Origin of the sequence: Haladaptatus salinisoli (assembly GCF_020614375.1) — an archaeon.
GTDB classification, from domain to species: Archaea; Halobacteriota; Halobacteria; order Halobacteriales; family Haladaptataceae; genus Haladaptatus; species Haladaptatus salinisoli.
Map to the genome: position 1 here is coordinate 1,093,349 of NZ_CP085327.1, position 18,028 is coordinate 1,111,376.

At 68.5% G+C, this 18,028-nt stretch carries 18 protein-coding genes; 8 read left to right on the forward strand and 10 right to left on the reverse strand.

Going from position 1 to position 18,028, the window contains the following annotated elements:
• The first annotated feature begins 36 nt into the window (after positions 1 to 36).
• The 6 genes from LIX00_RS06030 to LIX00_RS06055 all read left to right on the forward strand — a co-directional run bounded on the left by LIX00_RS06030 (position 37) and on the right by LIX00_RS06055 (position 5,070).
• Entirely contained in the window at positions 37 to 831 is a 795-nt protein-coding gene (locus LIX00_RS06030) for a shikimate dehydrogenase (protein WP_227355299.1), read from the forward strand.
• A gap of 26 nt (positions 832 to 857) precedes the next feature.
• Positions 858 to 1,487, forward strand: a complete 630-nt coding sequence (locus tag LIX00_RS06035; RefSeq protein WP_227355300.1) for a helix-hairpin-helix domain-containing protein — start codon at positions 858 to 860, stop codon at positions 1,485 to 1,487.
• The gene (locus LIX00_RS06040; RefSeq protein WP_227355301.1) at positions 1,471 to 2,967 is read left to right on the forward strand and encodes an anthranilate synthase component I family protein; all 1,497 of its coding nucleotides are present in this window, start codon (positions 1,471 to 1,473) and stop codon (positions 2,965 to 2,967) included. The genes LIX00_RS06035 and LIX00_RS06040 overlap by 17 nt, the downstream gene beginning before the upstream one ends.
• A gap of 244 nt (positions 2,968 to 3,211) precedes the next feature.
• Complete coding sequence (locus LIX00_RS06045; protein ID WP_227355302.1) at positions 3,212 to 3,787, forward strand: anthranilate synthase component II; 576 nt, start codon at positions 3,212 to 3,214, stop codon at positions 3,785 to 3,787.
• Positions 3,772 to 4,623: an aminotransferase class IV gene (locus LIX00_RS06050; protein ID WP_227355303.1), complete on the forward strand. Its 852-nt coding sequence runs from the start codon at positions 3,772 to 3,774 to the stop codon at positions 4,621 to 4,623. Before LIX00_RS06045 ends, LIX00_RS06050 begins: the two co-directional genes overlap by 16 nt.
• 36 nt (positions 4,624 to 4,659) lie before the next feature.
• Positions 4,660 to 5,070, forward strand: a complete 411-nt coding sequence (locus tag LIX00_RS06055) for a Rieske (2Fe-2S) protein (RefSeq protein WP_227355304.1) — start codon at positions 4,660 to 4,662, stop codon at positions 5,068 to 5,070.
• Positions 5,071 to 5,097: 27 nt separating this feature from the next.
• On the opposite strand, the gene LIX00_RS06060 is transcribed toward LIX00_RS06055, so the two are convergent.
• Positions 5,098 to 5,391 (reverse strand): transcriptional regulator, encoded by a 294-nt coding sequence (locus tag LIX00_RS06060; protein ID WP_227355305.1) that lies wholly within the window; start codon positions 5,389 to 5,391, stop codon positions 5,098 to 5,100.
• Between the two features lie 93 nt (positions 5,392 to 5,484).
• Between LIX00_RS06060 and LIX00_RS06065 the strand changes: the two genes are divergently transcribed.
• The gene (locus LIX00_RS06065) at positions 5,485 to 7,506 is read left to right on the forward strand and encodes a bacterio-opsin activator domain-containing protein (protein ID WP_227355306.1); all 2,022 of its coding nucleotides are present in this window, start codon (positions 5,485 to 5,487) and stop codon (positions 7,504 to 7,506) included.
• A gap of 197 nt (positions 7,507 to 7,703) precedes the next feature.
• Positions 7,704 to 8,681: a nucleotidyltransferase family protein gene (locus tag LIX00_RS06070; protein WP_227355307.1), complete on the forward strand. Its 978-nt coding sequence runs from the start codon at positions 7,704 to 7,706 to the stop codon at positions 8,679 to 8,681.
• Between the two features lie 65 nt (positions 8,682 to 8,746).
• Here the strand turns inward: LIX00_RS06070 and LIX00_RS06075 are convergent, their stop codons facing one another.
• The 9 genes from LIX00_RS06075 to LIX00_RS06115 all read right to left on the reverse strand — a co-directional run bounded on the left by LIX00_RS06075 (position 8,747) and on the right by LIX00_RS06115 (position 18,027).
• A complete protein-coding gene (locus tag LIX00_RS06075; RefSeq protein WP_227355308.1) occupies positions 8,747 to 9,451 on the reverse strand; it encodes a diphthine--ammonia ligase in 705 nt (234 codons plus the stop codon).
• Between the two features lie 38 nt (positions 9,452 to 9,489).
• Positions 9,490 to 10,629, reverse strand: a complete 1,140-nt coding sequence (locus LIX00_RS06080) for a DUF373 family protein (RefSeq protein ID WP_227355309.1) — start codon at positions 10,627 to 10,629, stop codon at positions 9,490 to 9,492.
• 68 nt (positions 10,630 to 10,697) lie between these two features.
• Positions 10,698 to 11,879, reverse strand: coding sequence for a DHH family phosphoesterase (locus tag LIX00_RS06085; protein ID WP_227355310.1), 1,182 nt, complete (start codon positions 11,877 to 11,879; stop codon positions 10,698 to 10,700).
• 51 nt (positions 11,880 to 11,930) lie between these two features.
• Entirely contained in the window at positions 11,931 to 12,800 is an 870-nt protein-coding gene (locus LIX00_RS06090; protein WP_227355311.1) for an SDR family oxidoreductase, read from the reverse strand.
• Between the two features lie 37 nt (positions 12,801 to 12,837).
• The gene (locus LIX00_RS06095; RefSeq protein WP_227355312.1) at positions 12,838 to 13,269 is read right to left on the reverse strand and encodes a DUF5791 family protein; all 432 of its coding nucleotides are present in this window, start codon (positions 13,267 to 13,269) and stop codon (positions 12,838 to 12,840) included.
• Entirely contained in the window at positions 13,238 to 16,363 is a 3,126-nt protein-coding gene (locus tag LIX00_RS06100) for a DUF7286 family protein (protein WP_227355313.1), read from the reverse strand. The genes LIX00_RS06095 and LIX00_RS06100 overlap by 32 nt, the downstream gene beginning before the upstream one ends.
• Positions 16,360 to 17,193: a DUF7284 family protein gene (locus LIX00_RS06105; RefSeq protein WP_227355314.1), complete on the reverse strand. Its 834-nt coding sequence runs from the start codon at positions 17,191 to 17,193 to the stop codon at positions 16,360 to 16,362. The genes LIX00_RS06100 and LIX00_RS06105 overlap by 4 nt, the downstream gene beginning before the upstream one ends.
• Complete coding sequence (locus LIX00_RS06110) at positions 17,190 to 17,579, reverse strand: DUF7285 family protein (RefSeq protein WP_227355315.1); 390 nt, start codon at positions 17,577 to 17,579, stop codon at positions 17,190 to 17,192. The genes LIX00_RS06105 and LIX00_RS06110 overlap by 4 nt, the downstream gene beginning before the upstream one ends.
• Entirely contained in the window at positions 17,557 to 18,027 is a 471-nt protein-coding gene (locus LIX00_RS06115) for a DUF7283 family protein (RefSeq protein ID WP_227355316.1), read from the reverse strand. The genes LIX00_RS06110 and LIX00_RS06115 overlap by 23 nt, the downstream gene beginning before the upstream one ends.
• Position 18,028 lies beyond the last annotated feature (1 nt).

Sequence of the window (18,028 nt, forward strand, 5' to 3'; positions counted from 1 at the left end):
GAAGGGATTAATCGTCCGAGGGAATAGCTAGCATCTATGGACGTGTACGGGCTGCTCGGCAACCCGGTCGGCCACTCGCTGTCGCCGCCGATGCACGAGGCGGCCTACGACGAACTCGGACTGGACGCGCGCTACGTCACCTTCGAACCCGAGGCGATCGGCCCGGCGGTCGAGGGGGCGCGGGCGCTCGGCGTTCGGGGACTGAACGTCACGATCCCGTTCAAGGAGGACGTTCTCGCGCACGTCGAACCCGACGCGCTCGCGGAGCGAATCGGCGCGGTGAACACCGTCGACTTCTCGACGCCGACGCCCACCGGCCACAACACCGACGGCGAGGGCGCGCGGCGGGCGTTCGCACGCCACGACGTCCCCCTCAACGGGCGGTCGGCGGTCGTCGTCGGGGCCGGCGGGGCGGCCCGCGCCATCGCCTTCGCGCTGGCCGACGACGGGGCGGCGGTCGAGATAGCGAACCGAACCGTCCCGCGCGCCGAGTCGCTGGCCGCGGACGTGCCGGGCGCGAGCGCGCACGGACTCGACTCCCTGCCCGAACTCCTCCCGGACGCGGACGTGTTGGTCAACGCCACGAGCGTCGGGATGGAAGAGGACGTTTCCCCGGTACCCGCCGACGCGCTCCACGGCGACCTCGCGGTGATGGACGCGGTGTACCGCCCGCTGGAAACGCGACTGCTCCGCGAGGCCGGCGCGCGAGGGGCGACGACCATCGACGGGGCGTGGATGCTCCTTTTTCAAGGGGTCGCGGCGTTCGAACTCTGGACCGGTCGGAACGCTCCCGTGGAACGGATGAACGCCGTCCTGCGAAGACGCCTTTAAGTGAAGGGGCTCTGTACTGTCTCACAATGGGGCTTATCACACGGCTGAAATCGTTGCTCGGTCTCGGCGAGGAACGGTCGCAGACGCGCCGAAGCGACTCGGGCGTGACGATAGAGCGCGAACCGACCGAGGCGAGCGAGCAACCGGACGCGACGAACGAGAAAGCAGTGAAGCAGACCGACGAGTCCCCCGCGGAAGACGCGAGCGTCTCGACGGAGGACGTCGTGGACGAGGGCGAACCGACGGACCACATCGAAGAGGCCGAACCGGACACCGCCGCCGAACCGTCGGAGGCCACCGGGCCGGAACCCGAGGCCGGGCAACCGGCGCAGACGGAGGCGACCGAACCCGAACCGGGGCCGGAAGAAGTCGACGAGGACTCCGACGAGGCGGTCGAAGGGGAAGACGAAACCGAGGCGGCGACCGAGGAAGACGAAGCGCTCGAAGAAGAGACGGAATCCGAGGAGACCGCCGAAGCGGGGCGTCCCCTCGAAGACGTGAAGGGAATCGGCCCGGCGTACGCCGAGCGACTGCGGAACGCGGGCGTCGAAGACTCGGCGGCGCTGGCGACCGCGGACGCCGAGGAACTCGCGGAGGCGACCGACCTATCGCCGAAGCGGGTCGAGGGCTGGATAGAGCGTGCGAAATCGATGTGAGGAACCGGCGGTCGTCACACCGCGGGCGTCGTATCGCGGGACGGCTCACGACGCGCCGCCGGGGGCGCGGGTTCCCGTCGAAGCGCGGGTCGAAGTCGACGACCCCTTCCTCGCGTATCGGCGAGCGCGGGACGGCCCCGGCGGGTTCTACCTCGCCACGACCGGCGGACAGTCCGGTTGGGGGTACTTCGGCGTCGAACCGACGGCGCGACTGCGAGCGTACCCCGGCGCGGAGTCGCTCACGGACGCGCCGGGGCCGAGTCTCGGCGCGCTGGCCGGGGCGTTGGACGACGAGCGACTGGTGCGCGGGGAGTGCGACGTGCCGTACCCCTGCGGCCTGTTCGGCTGGCTCTCGTACGACCTCGCGCGGGAACTCGAAACGCTACCGGGGTCGGCCGACGACGACCGAGGATTGCCGCGACTTCAGTTCGGATTGTACGACCGGGTCGCGGCGTGGCGGGCGCGAACCGATTCGGGGAGCGTCACGCTCCGAGTGACCGCGTGCCCGCGGCTCGATGACGCCGACGTCGACGCGACGTACGACGCCGCGTGCGAGCGAGCGCTGGCTCTCGCGCGGGCGGCCGCGCGCGGGGACGAGGAAGTCGGCGGCGCGCCGACCGACGAACGAGGGTCGTTCGCGAGCGCGTGCGGAGCCGAGGCGTTCGCGGAGCGCGTTCGGGCGGTCAAGCGCCACATCCGGGACGGCGAGACGTTCCAGGCGAACGTCTCCCAGCGACTCGAAGCGCCCGCGAGCGTCCACCCGGTCGAGGCGTTCGACGCCCTGCGGCGGATGAACCCCGCGCCCTATTCCGCGCTGCTGGAGTTTCCGGGCGTCGACCTCGTGAGCGCCAGTCCCGAACTCCTGCTCGACGTCGACGGCGACCGCGTCGTCACCGAACCCATCGCTGGAACCCGACCGCGCGGGGGGACTCCGGAGGAGGACGCGGAACTCGAAGCCGACCTGCTGGCCGACGAGAAGGAGCGCGCCGAGCACGCGATGCTGGTCGACCTCGAACGAAACGACCTCGGAAAGGTAAGCGAGTACGGGAGCGTCGACGTCGCCGAGTACCGCCGCGTCGACCGCTACTCCGAGGTGATGCACCTCGTCTCCGAGGTCGCGGCGCGCCGTCGCCCCGATGCGGGTCTGACGGACGCCGTCGCGGCGGTGTTCCCCGGCGGCACCATCACGGGCGCGCCGAAACCCCGGACGATGGAGATAATCGACGAACTGGAGGCGACCCGCCGGGGACCGTACACCGGGAGCATCGGCGTTTTCGGGTTCGACGACCGGTCGACCCTGAACATCACCATCCGGACGCTGGTTCGCCACCGCGACGAGTACCACCTGCGCGTCGGGGCGGGCGTCGTCCACGATTCGGTGCCCGAGCGCGAGTACGAGGAGACGCTGGCGAAGGGGAAGGCGTTAGTGCGGGCCATCGACGAGGCGCTCGATCGGGAAGCCGGATTCTCTGCGGAGTAGGAGTCCGGCGTCTCTTCGTATCGTCCGCCTCGATTCGTACCGGAGTGTACTCCCACGAGTGCGTTCCGAGACGCCGCCCCCTTATCGTCGGCTTCCGCTCGAAGAGAGCGACCGGGGACGTTCGAAGACGCCGTCGTTGCGGAAACTCGACGAACGTCCCGAAGGACGACCAGCACCTTTTACCTGTGACACTTCCAACGTCGACCAACGATTCGACGCGACCCAGAAAGGCAGTCACGCGAAAATGATACTCGTCATCGACAACTACGACTCGTTCGCCTACAACCTCGTCCAGTACATCGGCGAGTTCGCCGACGAGGTCGTCGTCCGGCGCAACGACGCCGTCGACGTCGCCGGCATCCGCGACCTCGACCCGGACGGAATCGTCGTCTCGCCCGGCCCCGGAACGCCCGCCGACGCGGGGGTCTCGATTCCCGTGTTCGCGGAGACGACCTACCCCGCGCTGGGGGTCTGTCTGGGCCACCAGGCGCTCTGCGCGGCCCACGGCGCGCCGGTCGTCCGCGCGCCCGAGGTCGTCCACGGGAAACCGTCGACGGTGAGCCACGACGGGCGAGGTATCTTCGACGGCCTCCCGGAGGAGTTCGAGGTCGGGCGCTACCACTCGCTGGCGGTGGAGCGACGCGACATCCCCGACGCGCTGGTCGAGACGGCTCGGACCGCCGACGAGCGCCGGACCGTGATGGGGGTCCGGCACGTCGAGCGCCCCCACGTCGGCGTGCAGTTCCACCCCGAGAGCATCCTCACCGGCGAGGGAAAACGCCTCGTTCGGAACTTCTGTGAACGATGCTGTACCACGTAAACGGCGACCTCGTCCCCGCCGACGAAGCGACGGTGAGCGTGCGCGACCGGGGATTCATGTACGGCGACGCCGCGTTCGAGACCCTGCGCGCGTACGGCGGCGACGCGTTCGAATGGGACGCCCACGCCGACCGCCTGCGGGCGACCTGCGACGCGCTCTCGCTCGACCACGGCCTCGGCGACGACGATCTGCGGGGGCGCGTCCGCGAGACCCTCGACGCCAACGACCTGCGGGAGGCCTACGTCAAACTCTCGATTTCGAGGGGCGTGCAACCGGGGAAGCTCACCCCCGGCCCCGTCGAGGAACCGACCGTCGTCGTCGTCGTCGCCGAACTGCCGCGCGGCGGCGTCGACGGCGAACCGGTGTGGGACGCCCCGGCGACCGCCGAAACGGTCGAAACCCGGCGCGCGCCGGACGCCGCGCTCCCCGCGCACGCGAAGACCCACAACTACCTGAACGGTATCCTCGCGCGACTCGAAACCGACGCCGACGAGGCCGTCCTGCTCGATTCGCGGGGGAAACTCGCGGAAGGCGCGACGAGCAACCTGTTTTTCGTCCGCGACGGGGCGCTCCACACCCCGTCGCTCGAGGGACCGGTTCTCCCCGGCGTCACGCGCCGGGTCGTCCTCGAACTCGCTGACGGCGCCGGGATTCCGACCGAGACGGGGCGCTACGACCTCACGGCGGTTCGCCGGGGTGACGAGGCCTTCCTGACGAACACGACGTGGGAGGTTCGACCGCTCGCCCGACTGGACGGCGTCGAGTTCGGGGTCGGCCCCGTCACCCGCGAACTCGCCGACGCGTTCGACGCGCTGGTCGAGTCGCGCCACTATTGAAAAGCCTCAAACGTCCGCGTCGGCTACCCCCGGCCGATGGAGGAAGACAGCCGAATCGCCGCCGTTTCGGAGGTTCCGGACGACTCGACCCTGCTGTTCACGGTTCGGAGCGGGTTCGACGAGGAGGAAGCCATCCTCGTCGAACGGGACGGCGAGATACGGGCGTGGCGGAACTACTGCCAGCACTGGACGGACGTTCGCCTCGACAAGGGCGAGGGTGCGACGGTGCGCGACGGGGAACTCGTCTGCGGAAAACACGGCGCGCTGTTCGAGGCCGACTCGGGGCTCTGCACCTACGGACCCTGCGAGGGTGCCGTGCTCGAAGCGATCGACGTCGCGGTCGAGGACGGGGCGGTGTACCTCACCGACCCCGACTACGAGTTCGTCCAGCGCGGGTCGTCGATCGAGTACGACCTCTCCTCGAACCGGTCGCTCGGTTTCGACTAGCGACGGGGTAGCGAGAGCGCGACACGATCACTCCTCTCGAATCGTAAACGCGGGTTCCTCGACGGCTTCGCTCTTGCACTCCGGACACCGCGAGGGGCGGTTGGCGGGGTCGTCGAAGTCGTCGAACCCGCAGTTCCGACACTCCGGCGGGGCGACGAGCAACCGCTCGCCGCCCGACTCGACCGACCGCGCGATGTGTTTGACGTGGCGAATCGCCGCGCCGGCGGTGACGTCGAACTCCGCCGCGATGGCGCTCGGCGTGGCGGATTCGGACCGGAGAAACGCGGCGATTCGCTCGCGCGTCGTTTCGTCGTCGCGCATGTTACGGGCTTCGGGGCACTCGTTCAAATTTCTACCGCGACGAAAGTGACAACGTAAACCGTTTTCCCGTCGGAGTGCGTGCGCTACGCTACGATGGGGGACCGACCGCTCCAGACGCACGACGCCGCGAACGAAAGCTCCCCGGACGAACCCGCCACGTCGAGCGATCGGACCGTCCTCTTCGTCGAACACGAGACCGACATCGCGGAGCGGTTCGACCGCGAACACGACGACATGACCGTCTGGATCGAATCGTCCGCGGCGGACTGTCTCTCCCGTCTCGAAGCCGAAGCGATAGACTGCATCGTCAGCAACTACGACCTGCCCGACGACGACGGTCTCGACCTGCTCGAATCGGTGCGCGACGAGCACCCGAACCTCCCGTTCGTGCTGTTCACCGGCGCGGGCGACGAGCGAGTCGCCAGCGAGGCCGTCGCGGCGGGCGTGAGCGACTATCTCCCCCGGGACGCCGTCGACGGAGCGGACGACCTCCGCGAGCGAATCGAGAGCGCCGTCGACAGGCACCTCGCCGGTCGCGGCGAGAGCCGCATCAGCGCGCTGATGACCGCGTTTCCGGACGTCGCCTTCCTCCTCGACGACGAGGGGCGCTACCGGGAATTGCTGGTCGGCCCGAACACCGAGAGCCTCGCCGCCGCCGCCCCGCCGGACCTCGTCGGGCGGCGACTCCACGACGTGTTTTCCGAGGAGACGGCGGAGCGGTTCCTCACCCACATTCACCGAACGCTGGAGACGGGCGGCGTTCGGACGATGGAGTACCCGCTGGAGGTCGCGAAGGGGACGCGCTGGTTCGAAGCGCGGACGACGCCGCTGGGAACCTGCATCGACGGACGAGACGCCGTCGTCTGGGTCGCTCGCGACGTGACGGAGCGCCGGGAGCGCGAGCGCACGCTGGCGCGGCAACACGACGAGCTGGAGATGCTGAACAAGATACACCGGCTGATTCAGGAGGTCATCCACGAACTCGTCCGCGCCGCGACCCGCGACGATATCGAGCAGTTGGCGTGCAAGCGGATGGTCGAGTCGGGGCTGTACGAACTCGCGTGGATCGACGAGAGCGAGGTTAGCCGGGACGGCATCGCGCCGCGAACCCGCGCCGGCGGTATCGACGGTTATCTCGACACGCTCGTCTCGCTCGGAGGGGACGTCGGCGACGACCCCGCCACGAGGGCGATGCGGAACGACGAACTGCAGGTCATTCGGGACGTTCGGGAGACCGACCTGCTCCCGCGGGCGGTTCGAGAGGAGGCGGTCGACCGGGGAATCGAATCGGGTATCTCCATCCCGCTCTCGTACGGAAACACGATGTACGGGTCGCTCTCGCTCGTCTCGACGCGGACGGGCGTGCTGAGCGAGCGGGCGCAGGCCGCCCTCGAAATCCTCGGGGACACCATCGGGTTCGCCATCAACGCCGCGAAGAACAAGAAGCTCCTGCTGTCGGACACCTCCGTCGAACTCGAGTTTCGGGTGACCGACTCCCGAGAGGTGTTTCTGTCCGTCTCCCGTCGGCTCGGCTGCACGTGTCACTTACACGGTCTCGTCCCCGCCTCGGAAGGACAGCTGCTGCACTACGTGCGAATCGAGGGCGCGCCGCCGCAACGCGTCGAGGAAATGGTCTCCGATTCGGAACACGTCACCGAGTGCCGACTCATCGACACCGACGATACGGGGTTCGTGCTCGAAACCGTGATGACCGAATCGACGGTCAAGCGACTGGTCGAGGCCGGTGCCGCCGTCCAGTCCGCCACCGCGGATGGAGGCGAGGTGTCCCTCGTCGCGGAAGTGCCGCACGACGCGGACGTTCGGAGGGTCGTGGACACGTTCCAGGCGACCTACCCGAAGTCGGAACTCGTCGGAAAGCGCACGGTAGATCGGCCCACGCAGACCGCCCAGGAGTTCAGACAGACGCTCACCGACCGCCTCACCGATAGACAGGAGACGGCGCTTCGGGCCGCCTACTTCGCCGGGTACTACGACTGGCCGCGGGGAAGCACGGCGGAGGAGATCGCGGGGTCGCTCGACATCGCGTCGCCGACGCTCCACTACCACCTTCGGAAGGCGCAGTACGAACTGCTCGCGGCGTTCTTCGACGAGTAGCGCACCGCGGCGCGAGGGCGAACCCGAGCGCGAAACGCGGCAGACGGATGCGCGAGACGAACGCGAAGCGAGCGTCGGCGGAAAACGGCGTTCGGCTCGGCGCGCGAGTGCCGAAATGTCGGGGAAGGGTACCGGTTCGAGCGGGTCCGCCTGCGGAGATGAAAAAGGACTTACGGGCCGGGCGTGACGATGCGGCTATGAAAGCCGTCGTCCTCGCGGGCGGATACGCGACGCGCCTGTGGCCGATCACGAAACACCGGCCAAAAATGTTCCTGCCGATCGGGAAGACCACGGTCATCGACCGCATCTTCGCCGACCTCGAAGCCGACGACCGCATCGATACCGTCTACGTCAGCACCAACGAACGCTTCGCCGAGGACTTCGAAACCCACCTCGCCGAGAGCCGATTCGAGAAACCGCAGTTGAGCGTGGAGGACACGTCGGAAGAAGACGAGAAGTTCGGCGTCGTCGGGGCGCTCGCCCAACTCGTCGAGCGCGAAGGGGTCGACGACGACCTCGTCGTCATCGCCGGCGACAACCTCATCAGCTTCGACGTCGCCGACTTCGTCGACTTCTTCGAAGCCAAGGACGCACCGACCCTCGCCGCCTACGACGTGGGGAGCCGAGAGTTGGCCAAGTCCTACGGATTGGTGGAACTCGACGGCGACCGCGTCGTCGACTTCCAGGAGAAGCCCGCCGACCCGAAATCCACGCTCGTCTCCATCGCCTGCTACGCCTTCACTCGCGAGAACCTCCCCCTGCTCGAGACGTACCTCGAAGACGGCAACAACCCGGACGAACCGGGCTGGTTCGTCCAGTGGTTACAGGCCCGAGAATCGGTGTACGCCTACACGTTCGAGGAGGCGTGGTTCGACATCGGCACGCCCGAGAGCTACCTCGACGCCGTCGCCTGGTACCTCGACGGCGAATCCTACATCGCCGAGTCGGCCGCGCTGGATGACGTGACCGTCGGCGAGAACGTCCACGTGATGGACGGCGCGGAACTCGCCAACGCCAGCCTCAACAACGCCATCATCTTCTCGGACGCGACGGTGCGGGACTGCGACGTGCGCGACTCCATCATCGACGAGGAGACGCACATCGAGAACATGGACCTGGCCGGCGCGCTCATCGGCGCGCACACGCAGATTACGAACGGACGGGACGAGCAGTAACGGTCGCCGCCCGATTTTCGAACCGACTCGGTCTCCACGAGCGATAACGTTCGCGGCGACGATTCTCACCCCAACCGAGCGTCGGTAATCCGTACCCGGCCGCGCGTTCCGTCCCACTCCGTCTCGTACGTCAATTCGATGGGACGGGCCATGTGCGGCGCGTCCGTCACCAACGTCTCGAATTCGCCGCCCTCTCCCAGGATGTGAACGCCGTACTCCTCGTTGAGTCGCTCCAGGTCGGCCAGCGCGTCGGCGTCCAGCGTCCGACCGAGCCACGATTCGTCCAGTCCGCGGGCCGCCACCTGCACGATTCGAATCTCGAACCCGGCGTCCAGCATCTCGCGGGCGAGTTCGCGGGGGTCGCGCCGCCAGAGAGGGGCGAACAGTTCGACGCCGAGTCGGTCGCAGAGCGCCCGAATCCTGCTCGTCTGGAACTCGCTTTCGACCGCGCCCGCCGTGACGCCCGCGAGGTCGACGTCGAGGTTGCGAAGGGCGGTCTCGAGCGTCTCGACCTCCTTGTCGCCCTGTTCGCCGGCGTCCTCGGCCGACTCGGCGTCGAAGTCGCCCCGAACCTCGACGAGCGGGATGCCGATGCTCTCGGCGGCGAGCGCCGCGAGGTCTGTCGCCGGAACGTGGTACATGTACGAGTCGCCCGCCGGGTGGACGGTGAGCAGTCGCTCGACGTTCAGACCGTCTTCGAGCGCCCGGTAGAGCGCCCACGAGGAGTCCTTCCCGCCGGAGAAGAGGCTGACCCACGCCTGCTGGTTCATGAACTCGGGTTGCGGTTCGGGGGATAAATGCGCCCCGATTACTCCACCAGTTCCTCTTCCAGCGTCGTCCCGCTCACGTAGGATGCCACGCGAACCCCGAGCAGGCTGACGAAGACGCCGAGGAGGACGTACACCGCCAGCCGCGTTCCGGGGTCTACCGTGAACTGGTCGACGGTGGTCTGCCCGACCGAAATCTCCGGCACCGTGACGGGAGGAATTTCCTCGGCCTGCTGGAGGAAGTACGCCGAGAAGCCGCGGACGACGAGCCCCACCGCGAGCACGCCGAACGGGAGGTTCAGGTAGGAGTTGCGGAGGCGATCGTTGCGGATGGCTTCGTCCAGCAGTCGACCGACGCTCGCGGTGAGCGCGGCCACCGCGAGCCACGGGACGCTCTCGAAGGTGAACGCCATCGCGGGGATGAGCACGCCGTCGGAAGCGTCCATCGGCGCGGCTCGGTACGCCCCGGTGAAGACGCCGATGAGCGACAGCCCCGCTCCGACGACGTAGGTGACGATGGACACCCGACCGGAGTACAGCGCGTCGCGGGCCTGGGCGGGAAGGTCGCGGAGGTAATCGCCGATAGCGAGTCCCTTGTAGAGCGTGAAGAGCCCGATGACGGCGGTGATGGCCGCCGCGGCCAGCGCCGGGCCGGACAGCATGAGCAGAACGGGAAAGGCGATGAGCGCGATACCGGTCGGGACGAGCACGGTCTGTCGGAGTTCCTCGTCCGCGAGGAACTGTTTCAGCAGGTAGTAGGTGGATTCGATGTCGCGGGCCTGCCGGACGACCACGCGGTCGACCGCGTCGACGCGGACGCGACTCTCGACGATGGGGACGAGGCGCTCGTCCTCCGCGCTGTCGATGACGACGATGGCCGAGTCGGGGTCGAGCTCCGCCACGAGTTCGTCCGTCTGCGCGGCCACCGCGCGGTCCGCGCCCACCCGCGTCTCGGCGGTGCCGGAGATGACCGCCACCGTCGTCTCCTCGTCCTCGTCCCGCAGGTCGCGGGCGACGCGGAGGGCTTCGAGCAGACAGTTGACGCTCGAGTCCTCCGGGTCTTCGAGCCCCACGTCGGTGGCGAGCGACCGAACCGCCTCCCACCCGGCGACGGGCATCTCCAGTCCCGTCTTACGCCCGATGTCGTTGTTTCGGTCGACGCACACCACCAGCGTACTCATTCGGTATCCCAATCCAGACGGTCGGGGGATAAAAATCTCTCTTTGGTGTAACTATCCGTCGCGTCTCGTCAGACGTTGCCGTTCAGCGCGTCGAAGATTCCGTCGGTGAACTCCCGGTCGGTCCACAGACTGTTCTCCATCCCGCCCGCGACGACCGCCGATTCGACGGGAACCTGGCCGCCGCCCATGCGCGCGTGGCCGCCCGCGTCGGCCCCCGGAATGTCGGCCACCGCGGTCTGGAGCGCTTTGCCCATGTGAACCCGGTCGTCGCGCGATCGTCCCGAGATGTGGAGCGTGTCGTCGCGCCGCCCGTAGACGACGACTGCGGTGACCCCCTCGAGTTGCATGAGTTCGTCCGCCGCCTGCGGGATGGCGTCCGCGTTCGTGAGTTCGCCGACGTTGCAGACCGCGAACGAGCCGCGAACCTCGCGTTCCGTGATGGCCCGCGATTTGACTTCGAGCACTTCGGCGCTCACCTGCGGATTCGCGATTCGGTCGAGACGGTGTTCGTCGACGCCCCGGTAGAGGTACGCGCTCGACGCGAAATCGGCCTCGATACAGCCGTTCGTGAGGTGTTTCGTATCCGATTGGATGCCGTACAGGAGTCCGGTGGCGATGTCGGAAGGGAGGACGAACTCGTCTTCGTCCGCGGCGTCGTCCGGACCGACCGGCGTCGCGCGCAGTTCGGCGAAGTACTCCGCGACGATGGTCGAACACGAACCGTAGTTCGTCCGCTTGTCGGTGAACACTTCGCCCGACCCGTTTCCGGGGTGGTGGTCGATGACCGCGTACGGTTCGATTCGTTCCGCGCCGTCGAATCCGCGGGGCGTGTTGTGGTCGACGAGAACGATGGTAGAAACAGCGAGGTCGGTGACGTGGTCGACGCGTTCGAGTTCGAGGTCGAGGATGGTTCGGAACGCGCGGTTTTCCTGGTGGCGAATCTGCCCGGAATACTGAATCGTCGTCTCCGTATCGACCGTCTCGGCGAGATACGCGACCGCGATCGCGCAGGCCATCGCGTCGGGGTCGGGGTTCGGATGCATCAGGACGACGAGTTCGTCCCGTTTCGCCAGCGCCCGTTTGAGTCTGGCACCCATCGGCCGCCGAATCCAGCGCACGACCAGCCAGAGCGACACCGCGAGCACGACGGCCCCGAGCGCGCCGCCGACGATGAGCAGCGGATTTTCGGAGCCGTAGACCTCGGCCGCCCGGAACAGTCCCCGAACCGACTGGTCGGCCAGAAACTCCATACTCCGTGGTCGATACCCGACGACAAGAACTTTTCCCAACGGTTACAGTTGTCAGACGCTTGTGGGCTCTCCGTACGACGAAACGGCGTCGCGATACCCGTCCCGAAACGTCGGATATCGGAGTTCGTAACCCGTCTTCCGGAGTTTTTCGTTCGAACACCGCTTGCCCGCTCGCGTCCGTTCGGAGGTCGGTTCCGTCTCCGCCTCTCGCTCCGTCGATGGACGTTCGACGCCGCACCGCTCGGCGAGCCAACCGGCGAGCGTCGGCTTCCGGACCGGTTCGTCGTCGGCGACGAGGAGGGTGTCGTTTCGCGCCACCCCCTCGTCCAGCACGTATCGAACCGCACCCGCCGCGTCGTCCCGGTGTATCAGGTTCAGGTACCGCTCGCCCACCGGCCCGTCCAGATATCGCTCCAGCCGGTAGCGGTCGGGGCCGTACAGCCCCGCGAATCGGGTGATCGTCCAGTTCCCGGGGCTCGCATCGCGGGCGATTCGTTCGGCTTCGGCGAGAATCTCCTGTCGCTCGGTCGTCGGCTCCAGCGGCGTGGATTCGTCCACCCACGCCCCGCCGCGGTCGCCGTACACGCCCGTGCTCGACGTGTAGACGGTTCGTTCGGGCGGCGAGTCGCGCCCGGCGAAGTGTTCGAGCGTCGTCCGAAGCCCGTCGACGTAGGCGGCGCGCGCGGCGTCCGAATCGCGGCCGTCCGCGCTCGCGGCGTAGACGACGGCGACCGCGTCGGGAACCGCGGCGAGGGAATCCGCGTCGGTCGCGTCGGCCCGCACGCCGGTGAGTCCCGCGTTCTCGACGGCCCGCACCCCGTCGGCTGACCGCCGGACGCCGACCGCGTCGTGGCCCGCCCGAACCAACTGCCGACCGAGTTCGAGACCGACGTAGCCGCAGCCGATGATGGCGACGTTCATACGCTTCGTTCGGTCGGAGCGCGGAAAACTCCGCCGCCTATCGGTCGTTTCGCTCGGCGATGTAGTGGTGGACGAGCGCGTACTCTTCGAGCGTCATCGGCGCTCGCCCCTCGATCTTCTGCTGGATGGCTTTCGGGCCGAGGTCGCTGTCGATGTCGGACGCGAGCGTGTCCACGTCGAGCACGCCGGTCGTCATCCCCATCAGCAGGTGGTCGCGGACTTCGAGGAGGATCGCGTCCTTCGATGGGGCGTCGTCGTCGGTGGCGAGCACGGCGGCGGCGTCTTCCAGCGTTATCTCGGGGGAGTCGCCGTCCGCGAGCGACGTCACCGTCTCGCGGTCGAGTTCCGTCTCCGCCGCCACCTCGTCGATCCCGACCGACGCGACCGTCTCCGCGAGTTCGTCGACGTACTGCGCGCGCAGTTCCTCCGGCGTCGTCTCACCGGGATCGTCTATCTCGTCGTAGAGCATGTTCGCCACGACGGGCGCGCGAGCCAAATGGGTTGTCACTCCGGTTCGTCCACCCCGGCGAGCGTTCGTCGGCGTCGCCGTTCACGTCGCCAACGCCCGTCTTCCCCGGCGGCACGGCGACGACGACGGTCGTCCACGTGTCGAACGCGACCGGCGTCGTTCGACCGAGCGTCTCCGCCGCTCCGTCGCCGTCGACGTCCATCCGAACGGTCCGGTTCCGCCGGGTGTACGCGACGGACGCGCCGGGAGACGTCGGGGGGCCTTGGCGCGCCCGAACCGTAAACCGGGCGTACGTTCCCGACACGTCCACCCGCCACACGTTGACCGTCGCGTACCAGTAGCCGGGCACCGGAGCAACCGGCATTCCGGCCGCGAGGTTCGACATCGTCTCGTTGACCCACCGTTTCTGCGCGAGTTCGACGCCGTTCTCCACGCCCCGCTTCACGGCCTTTTTCAACTCGTACGCGACGATTTGCTCGACGTTCTTCACCGCGGGCGCGACCACCGATTGTTTCACTCCGCTAGCCTCCCTGCGCGCCGTTTCGACCGCAGCCCGAACGCGGAGCGCCACCCTGTCGCGGCGCATCCGATTCCACCGACCCGATTTTCGGCTCTCGATGACCAGCGCGATGCGTCGCGCCGCGGAGCCGTTCGAGACCGCGAGCGCGCGCGCCGTCGTCGTGTTCCAGTGCGCTAGTCCGCGTCTAACGGCGGCACGTCGCTCGGAACGAGCGAGTCCCGTCGCGCCGAGTTCGCGCAGTAACCCCCGCTCTATCCCGTCGAGCGAACGCGCGAGCGAACGCTGAAGCGCGTCGCGCCGCTTTCGTAGCGATTCGTTCGCGGTGGCGGCGAGCGTTCGGTTTGCGGCTTCGAGCGCTCGTGCGCTGGTTCGAACGCCGACGCGCGTCGCGTCGCGTGCACCCGGAAGCAGTGCGACGATACCGTCCCGCACGTCCGCGGACGGGACGGTGAACACGTTGATGTTTCTCGCCGCCATCGGATGAACGCGCTCCCCTTTCGGCACCGTGGAGACGTGACGATGCTCGACCGCGGTGAGCGTGAGGTACGGCGGTGCGCCATCGACGCTGATGTTCGTTCGCCCCCCGGGACCGCTCGCGGGAAGTCGACTCGTCGTCGACGTCTCGACTCGCTCGCGGGCCGCGAGTATTCGTCGGATTCGTTCGAGCGGAACGCCGGTCGCGTCTCGAACCGCCTTCCCGAGTCCCTTCCGAGTTCGTCGGACGCGCTCCGCCCTGTCGTCGAGCCGTTCGAGAACCGAGTCGACGTACGCCGCTCGAACCGCGTATCGCGCTCGCTCGGCCGCGCCGTCGTAGGCCGCGGGTGCACCGACGAAGTCGCTCCGTCGCACCCGAAGTTTCCGAGCGAGTTCCGTCGCCGGATTCACCCTCCCCGTGGCGACGTCGCCGCGGGAAACCGTCACCGAGAGGTTTCGAATTCGGCTTCGAAGCGCGCGAACGTCCCGGTACGTACGCGAACGCAGTCCGCCGGGAAAGCGACCCCGAATCGTCTGCGGGCGAGTGTCTAGCGTTTCGTCGACGGCGCGCAGTGCGAGTTCGTCCGCCCCGCCGCGCTCGTGAACGAGTCGTTGGACCGCCGCCTTACCGACGTCCGCGAGATTCGGCCCGCTCTCCGGACCGCTCGGCTCGTGTGCCGTGGGGAGCGGGCGGGGCGGAGCGTACTCGGTCGTCACGTGGTCGCCCGCGACGCCGAGCGAAACGACGAACTCGTCCGTCCAGCGGCGAGTCGTGCGCGTCGTTCGATTCCCCAGTTTCCATCGGCGGACGACCGTGTGGGTTCGAACGACTCGCCTAGCGTCGGTCCAGAGGAGATGCCATCCTTCGGGAGTTCCGGGAGGCCTCCCGTCGGCGGAATCGACCGATGACCGCGACTCCGCGTGTCGTTCGACGAGCGTCCAGTTCGCGCCCGGCGGGCGGGGTTCGGGACGCGATTCGTCGCGAACCGTTCGGACGGTCGCCGCCGGTCGGACGGTGACCCGGTACGCGGACGCGACGGCGGCGTCGAACTCGCTCTTCTCGTCGCTCTCGCCGTCGCCGATAAGGTCGAGCAGCGCTCTGTCCGCCGACTCGTTCACGCCGACGACGGTTTCGTTCCCCGGCGCGTGCGTCGAGGACGGTGCGGAGATGTCCGCCGGTTCGTCACGAAGCGGCCCCGCCGTGTTCAGGATGGTGTCCGCCCAGAGTTTCCCGCGTTCGGTCGTCGGCACCAGGAGGTCGGTCAAGCCGACGCGGGCCGTCGCACGCCGGAGTGCTCGCCGGGCGGCGGGATCGCTCCGACCGAACGCGCTTCGCTGTTCGCGGAGGATCGCTCCGTTCGTCATCAGTTCGACGTGCCGGTTCCCGACGACGTTCCCGATCGGTGCGCCGCCGTACTGGGCGTAGCCTCGCGCCCACGCCACGGCGTAGAGGCGAGCGGTGAGCCGGCGTCCGAGACCGGGTTCGAGCGGCCCGCGGGCGAGTCGGCGTTCGAACCGTCGGACTCGCTCGTGAAGCGCGAGCACGGGGGTCGCCACGACGAGCGTCACGTTGCGGGAGGTTCGTGCGACGACCGACCCGTCTCGGGACGCCCGCAAGGAAACGTTCTCGATACGGACTCGGAGTCCCGCATCGGTCGCGTTGCCGACCGGTTCGACGTGCACTCGTCGTTTCGCTCGGCGGAGCGCGCTGGCGTTCGGGGTCGGGGCGAGGCGAGCGCTCGCGCGGACGTCGCCGACGCGAACCGATACGGCCCGTAGGCTGGTACGCGCGGTGAGATAAATTCTGAGCCGAAGATAGTCGCGAAACGGCTCCGAGCCGTCGATGACGCTCCCGGCGGTCGTGTTAGCCGGCCGGACGAGCGGTTGAGCCGCCGCGTCGCGCCCCGCCCGCTGAACGGCGTCCCGAAGCGCGGTCTGCGCGCCCGCGGTGACGTGGCTCATTGCGCGATCGACGCTCCCGTTCGTCCGCGACGGAGGGCGCGACGCCAACGTTCCCGCCAGCGTCGCGCTTCCAACCAGTAACAGGACCCCGACGAGGGCGAACGGAACCCGACCTCGGGTGTCGTCCGCCAGTCTCATCCGGACCACGTCCTGACGACGAGTTCGACTCGGCCGGCCGACACCGACCGTGCGGCGGCACGGGGCGTCTCGTACGTCGCGCGGAGTTCGTCTTCGATAGCTAACGTCGTTGCGCGCACGAGTTCCCCCCTCGTTTGCACGCCATCGTCTCCGAACTGCGTCGAGCCGCCGTCGTACAGCCACAGGAACCGCCGGAATCGAGCGGCGACTATCGTAGCCACCCGATTCCTATCGTCGAGTGCCAACTCCGTCGCGCGCGGCGGCGCGAGCCCGGAGACGGCTCCGGCGGCCACGACGCGGGCGACGCCGCGATACCCCCGCCGTCGCGCGGCATCGACCGCCTCCTCGCGAACCGTCGGCAGCCCGCTCGGAACGGAAACGACGGCCGCGTGCACGGTCGACTTCGGGGGCGGCGACCCTCCGACGACGAACCGGCCGCGAAGGTGCGCGTTCCGATACGGTTCCCAGCGAGCGACCACCTGCACGTTGGTCGAGTCGGAGAGCCGTCCCCGAACGCGGCGGGCGACCGCCCGTTCGAAATCGTCGCTCGTCCGCGCGAGTTCGACGTCGCGCACGGTCGCGTTGGCGACCGCGGCGTCCGCCAGTAGCCCCGCGAGGGTGTCGTGGGTCGTCCGTCGAAGCGACCGCGATTCGGAGGGAATCGTGTAGTTCACCCGTGCGGTGCTGGTGGCGAGTACGTCCGCCGTCGATTCGGCGGTTCTCGCGTCCGGCGCGTCCCTCGACGGTTCCGCGCCCGCGAGGACGAACGCGCTGGCGCTCACCAGCAGGAGACAGAGCGTCGCGTCGAGGACGGTGCTGATGGCTCTCATCGCCACACCTCCACGCGCAAACGGCCCGGACGAACGTCCCCGGGCGCGAAGCGGACGCTCACGACCGTCGCCGCGGAGTCGGCGTCCGGGGGTGCCGGCGGTCCCGCGTGCCACGCCCTCGATTCCGTCGTGAGCGTGAGATTCAGCCGGTATCCGACCGGTTTCGTTTCCAGTCCGTCCGCCAGTCGGGACGGGGAGAGGACGCCGTTCGAACCGACCGCATCGCGGACTTCCGAGAGCGTCGCCGGCGCGATCTCGCGCTCCGATTCCGGCATCGCGTCGGACAGCAAACCGGAGTAGGTCACGAGTCCGACGGCGACGGCGAACACCGCCACGATGGCCGCGAGCGGTTCGGTCTGCGCCCTACCCCGAGACCAGCGTCGCATCGACTCCCTCCCACGAGACGCAGCGAATTCGGAGCGTGTTTTCCGCGCGTTTCCACCTCGATCGAGTCTCGCGCGCGTCCGCCACCGCCGCGCGAAGTTCGGCGGGAGAATCGAACACCGTTTTCGGCGGCGTTCCGTCCAGCACGCGCCGGAGTCGTGCGAAGCCTTCGACCGGTGCGACCGGCCCGTACGCGAAGGTCGCGTGGGCGGCTCCGCCGTCTCCGCGCAGTCCCAATCGATGCGAACCGAGTTTGATCTGCCGCGCCGAGAGCGGGTGTTCGGCGGTCGCGGCGTACTCACAGCCGGCGACCGAGTCTACCGTGTCGGCGACGCTGGCGGCGTCGGGGGGCGGTGCGGTCGGCAACTCGGCGGCGACGCCGAACGCGACGAGGCTCGCCGCCGTCACTCCGAGCCAAACGTACCACGCGTCGACAGGTGCGTCGAACATG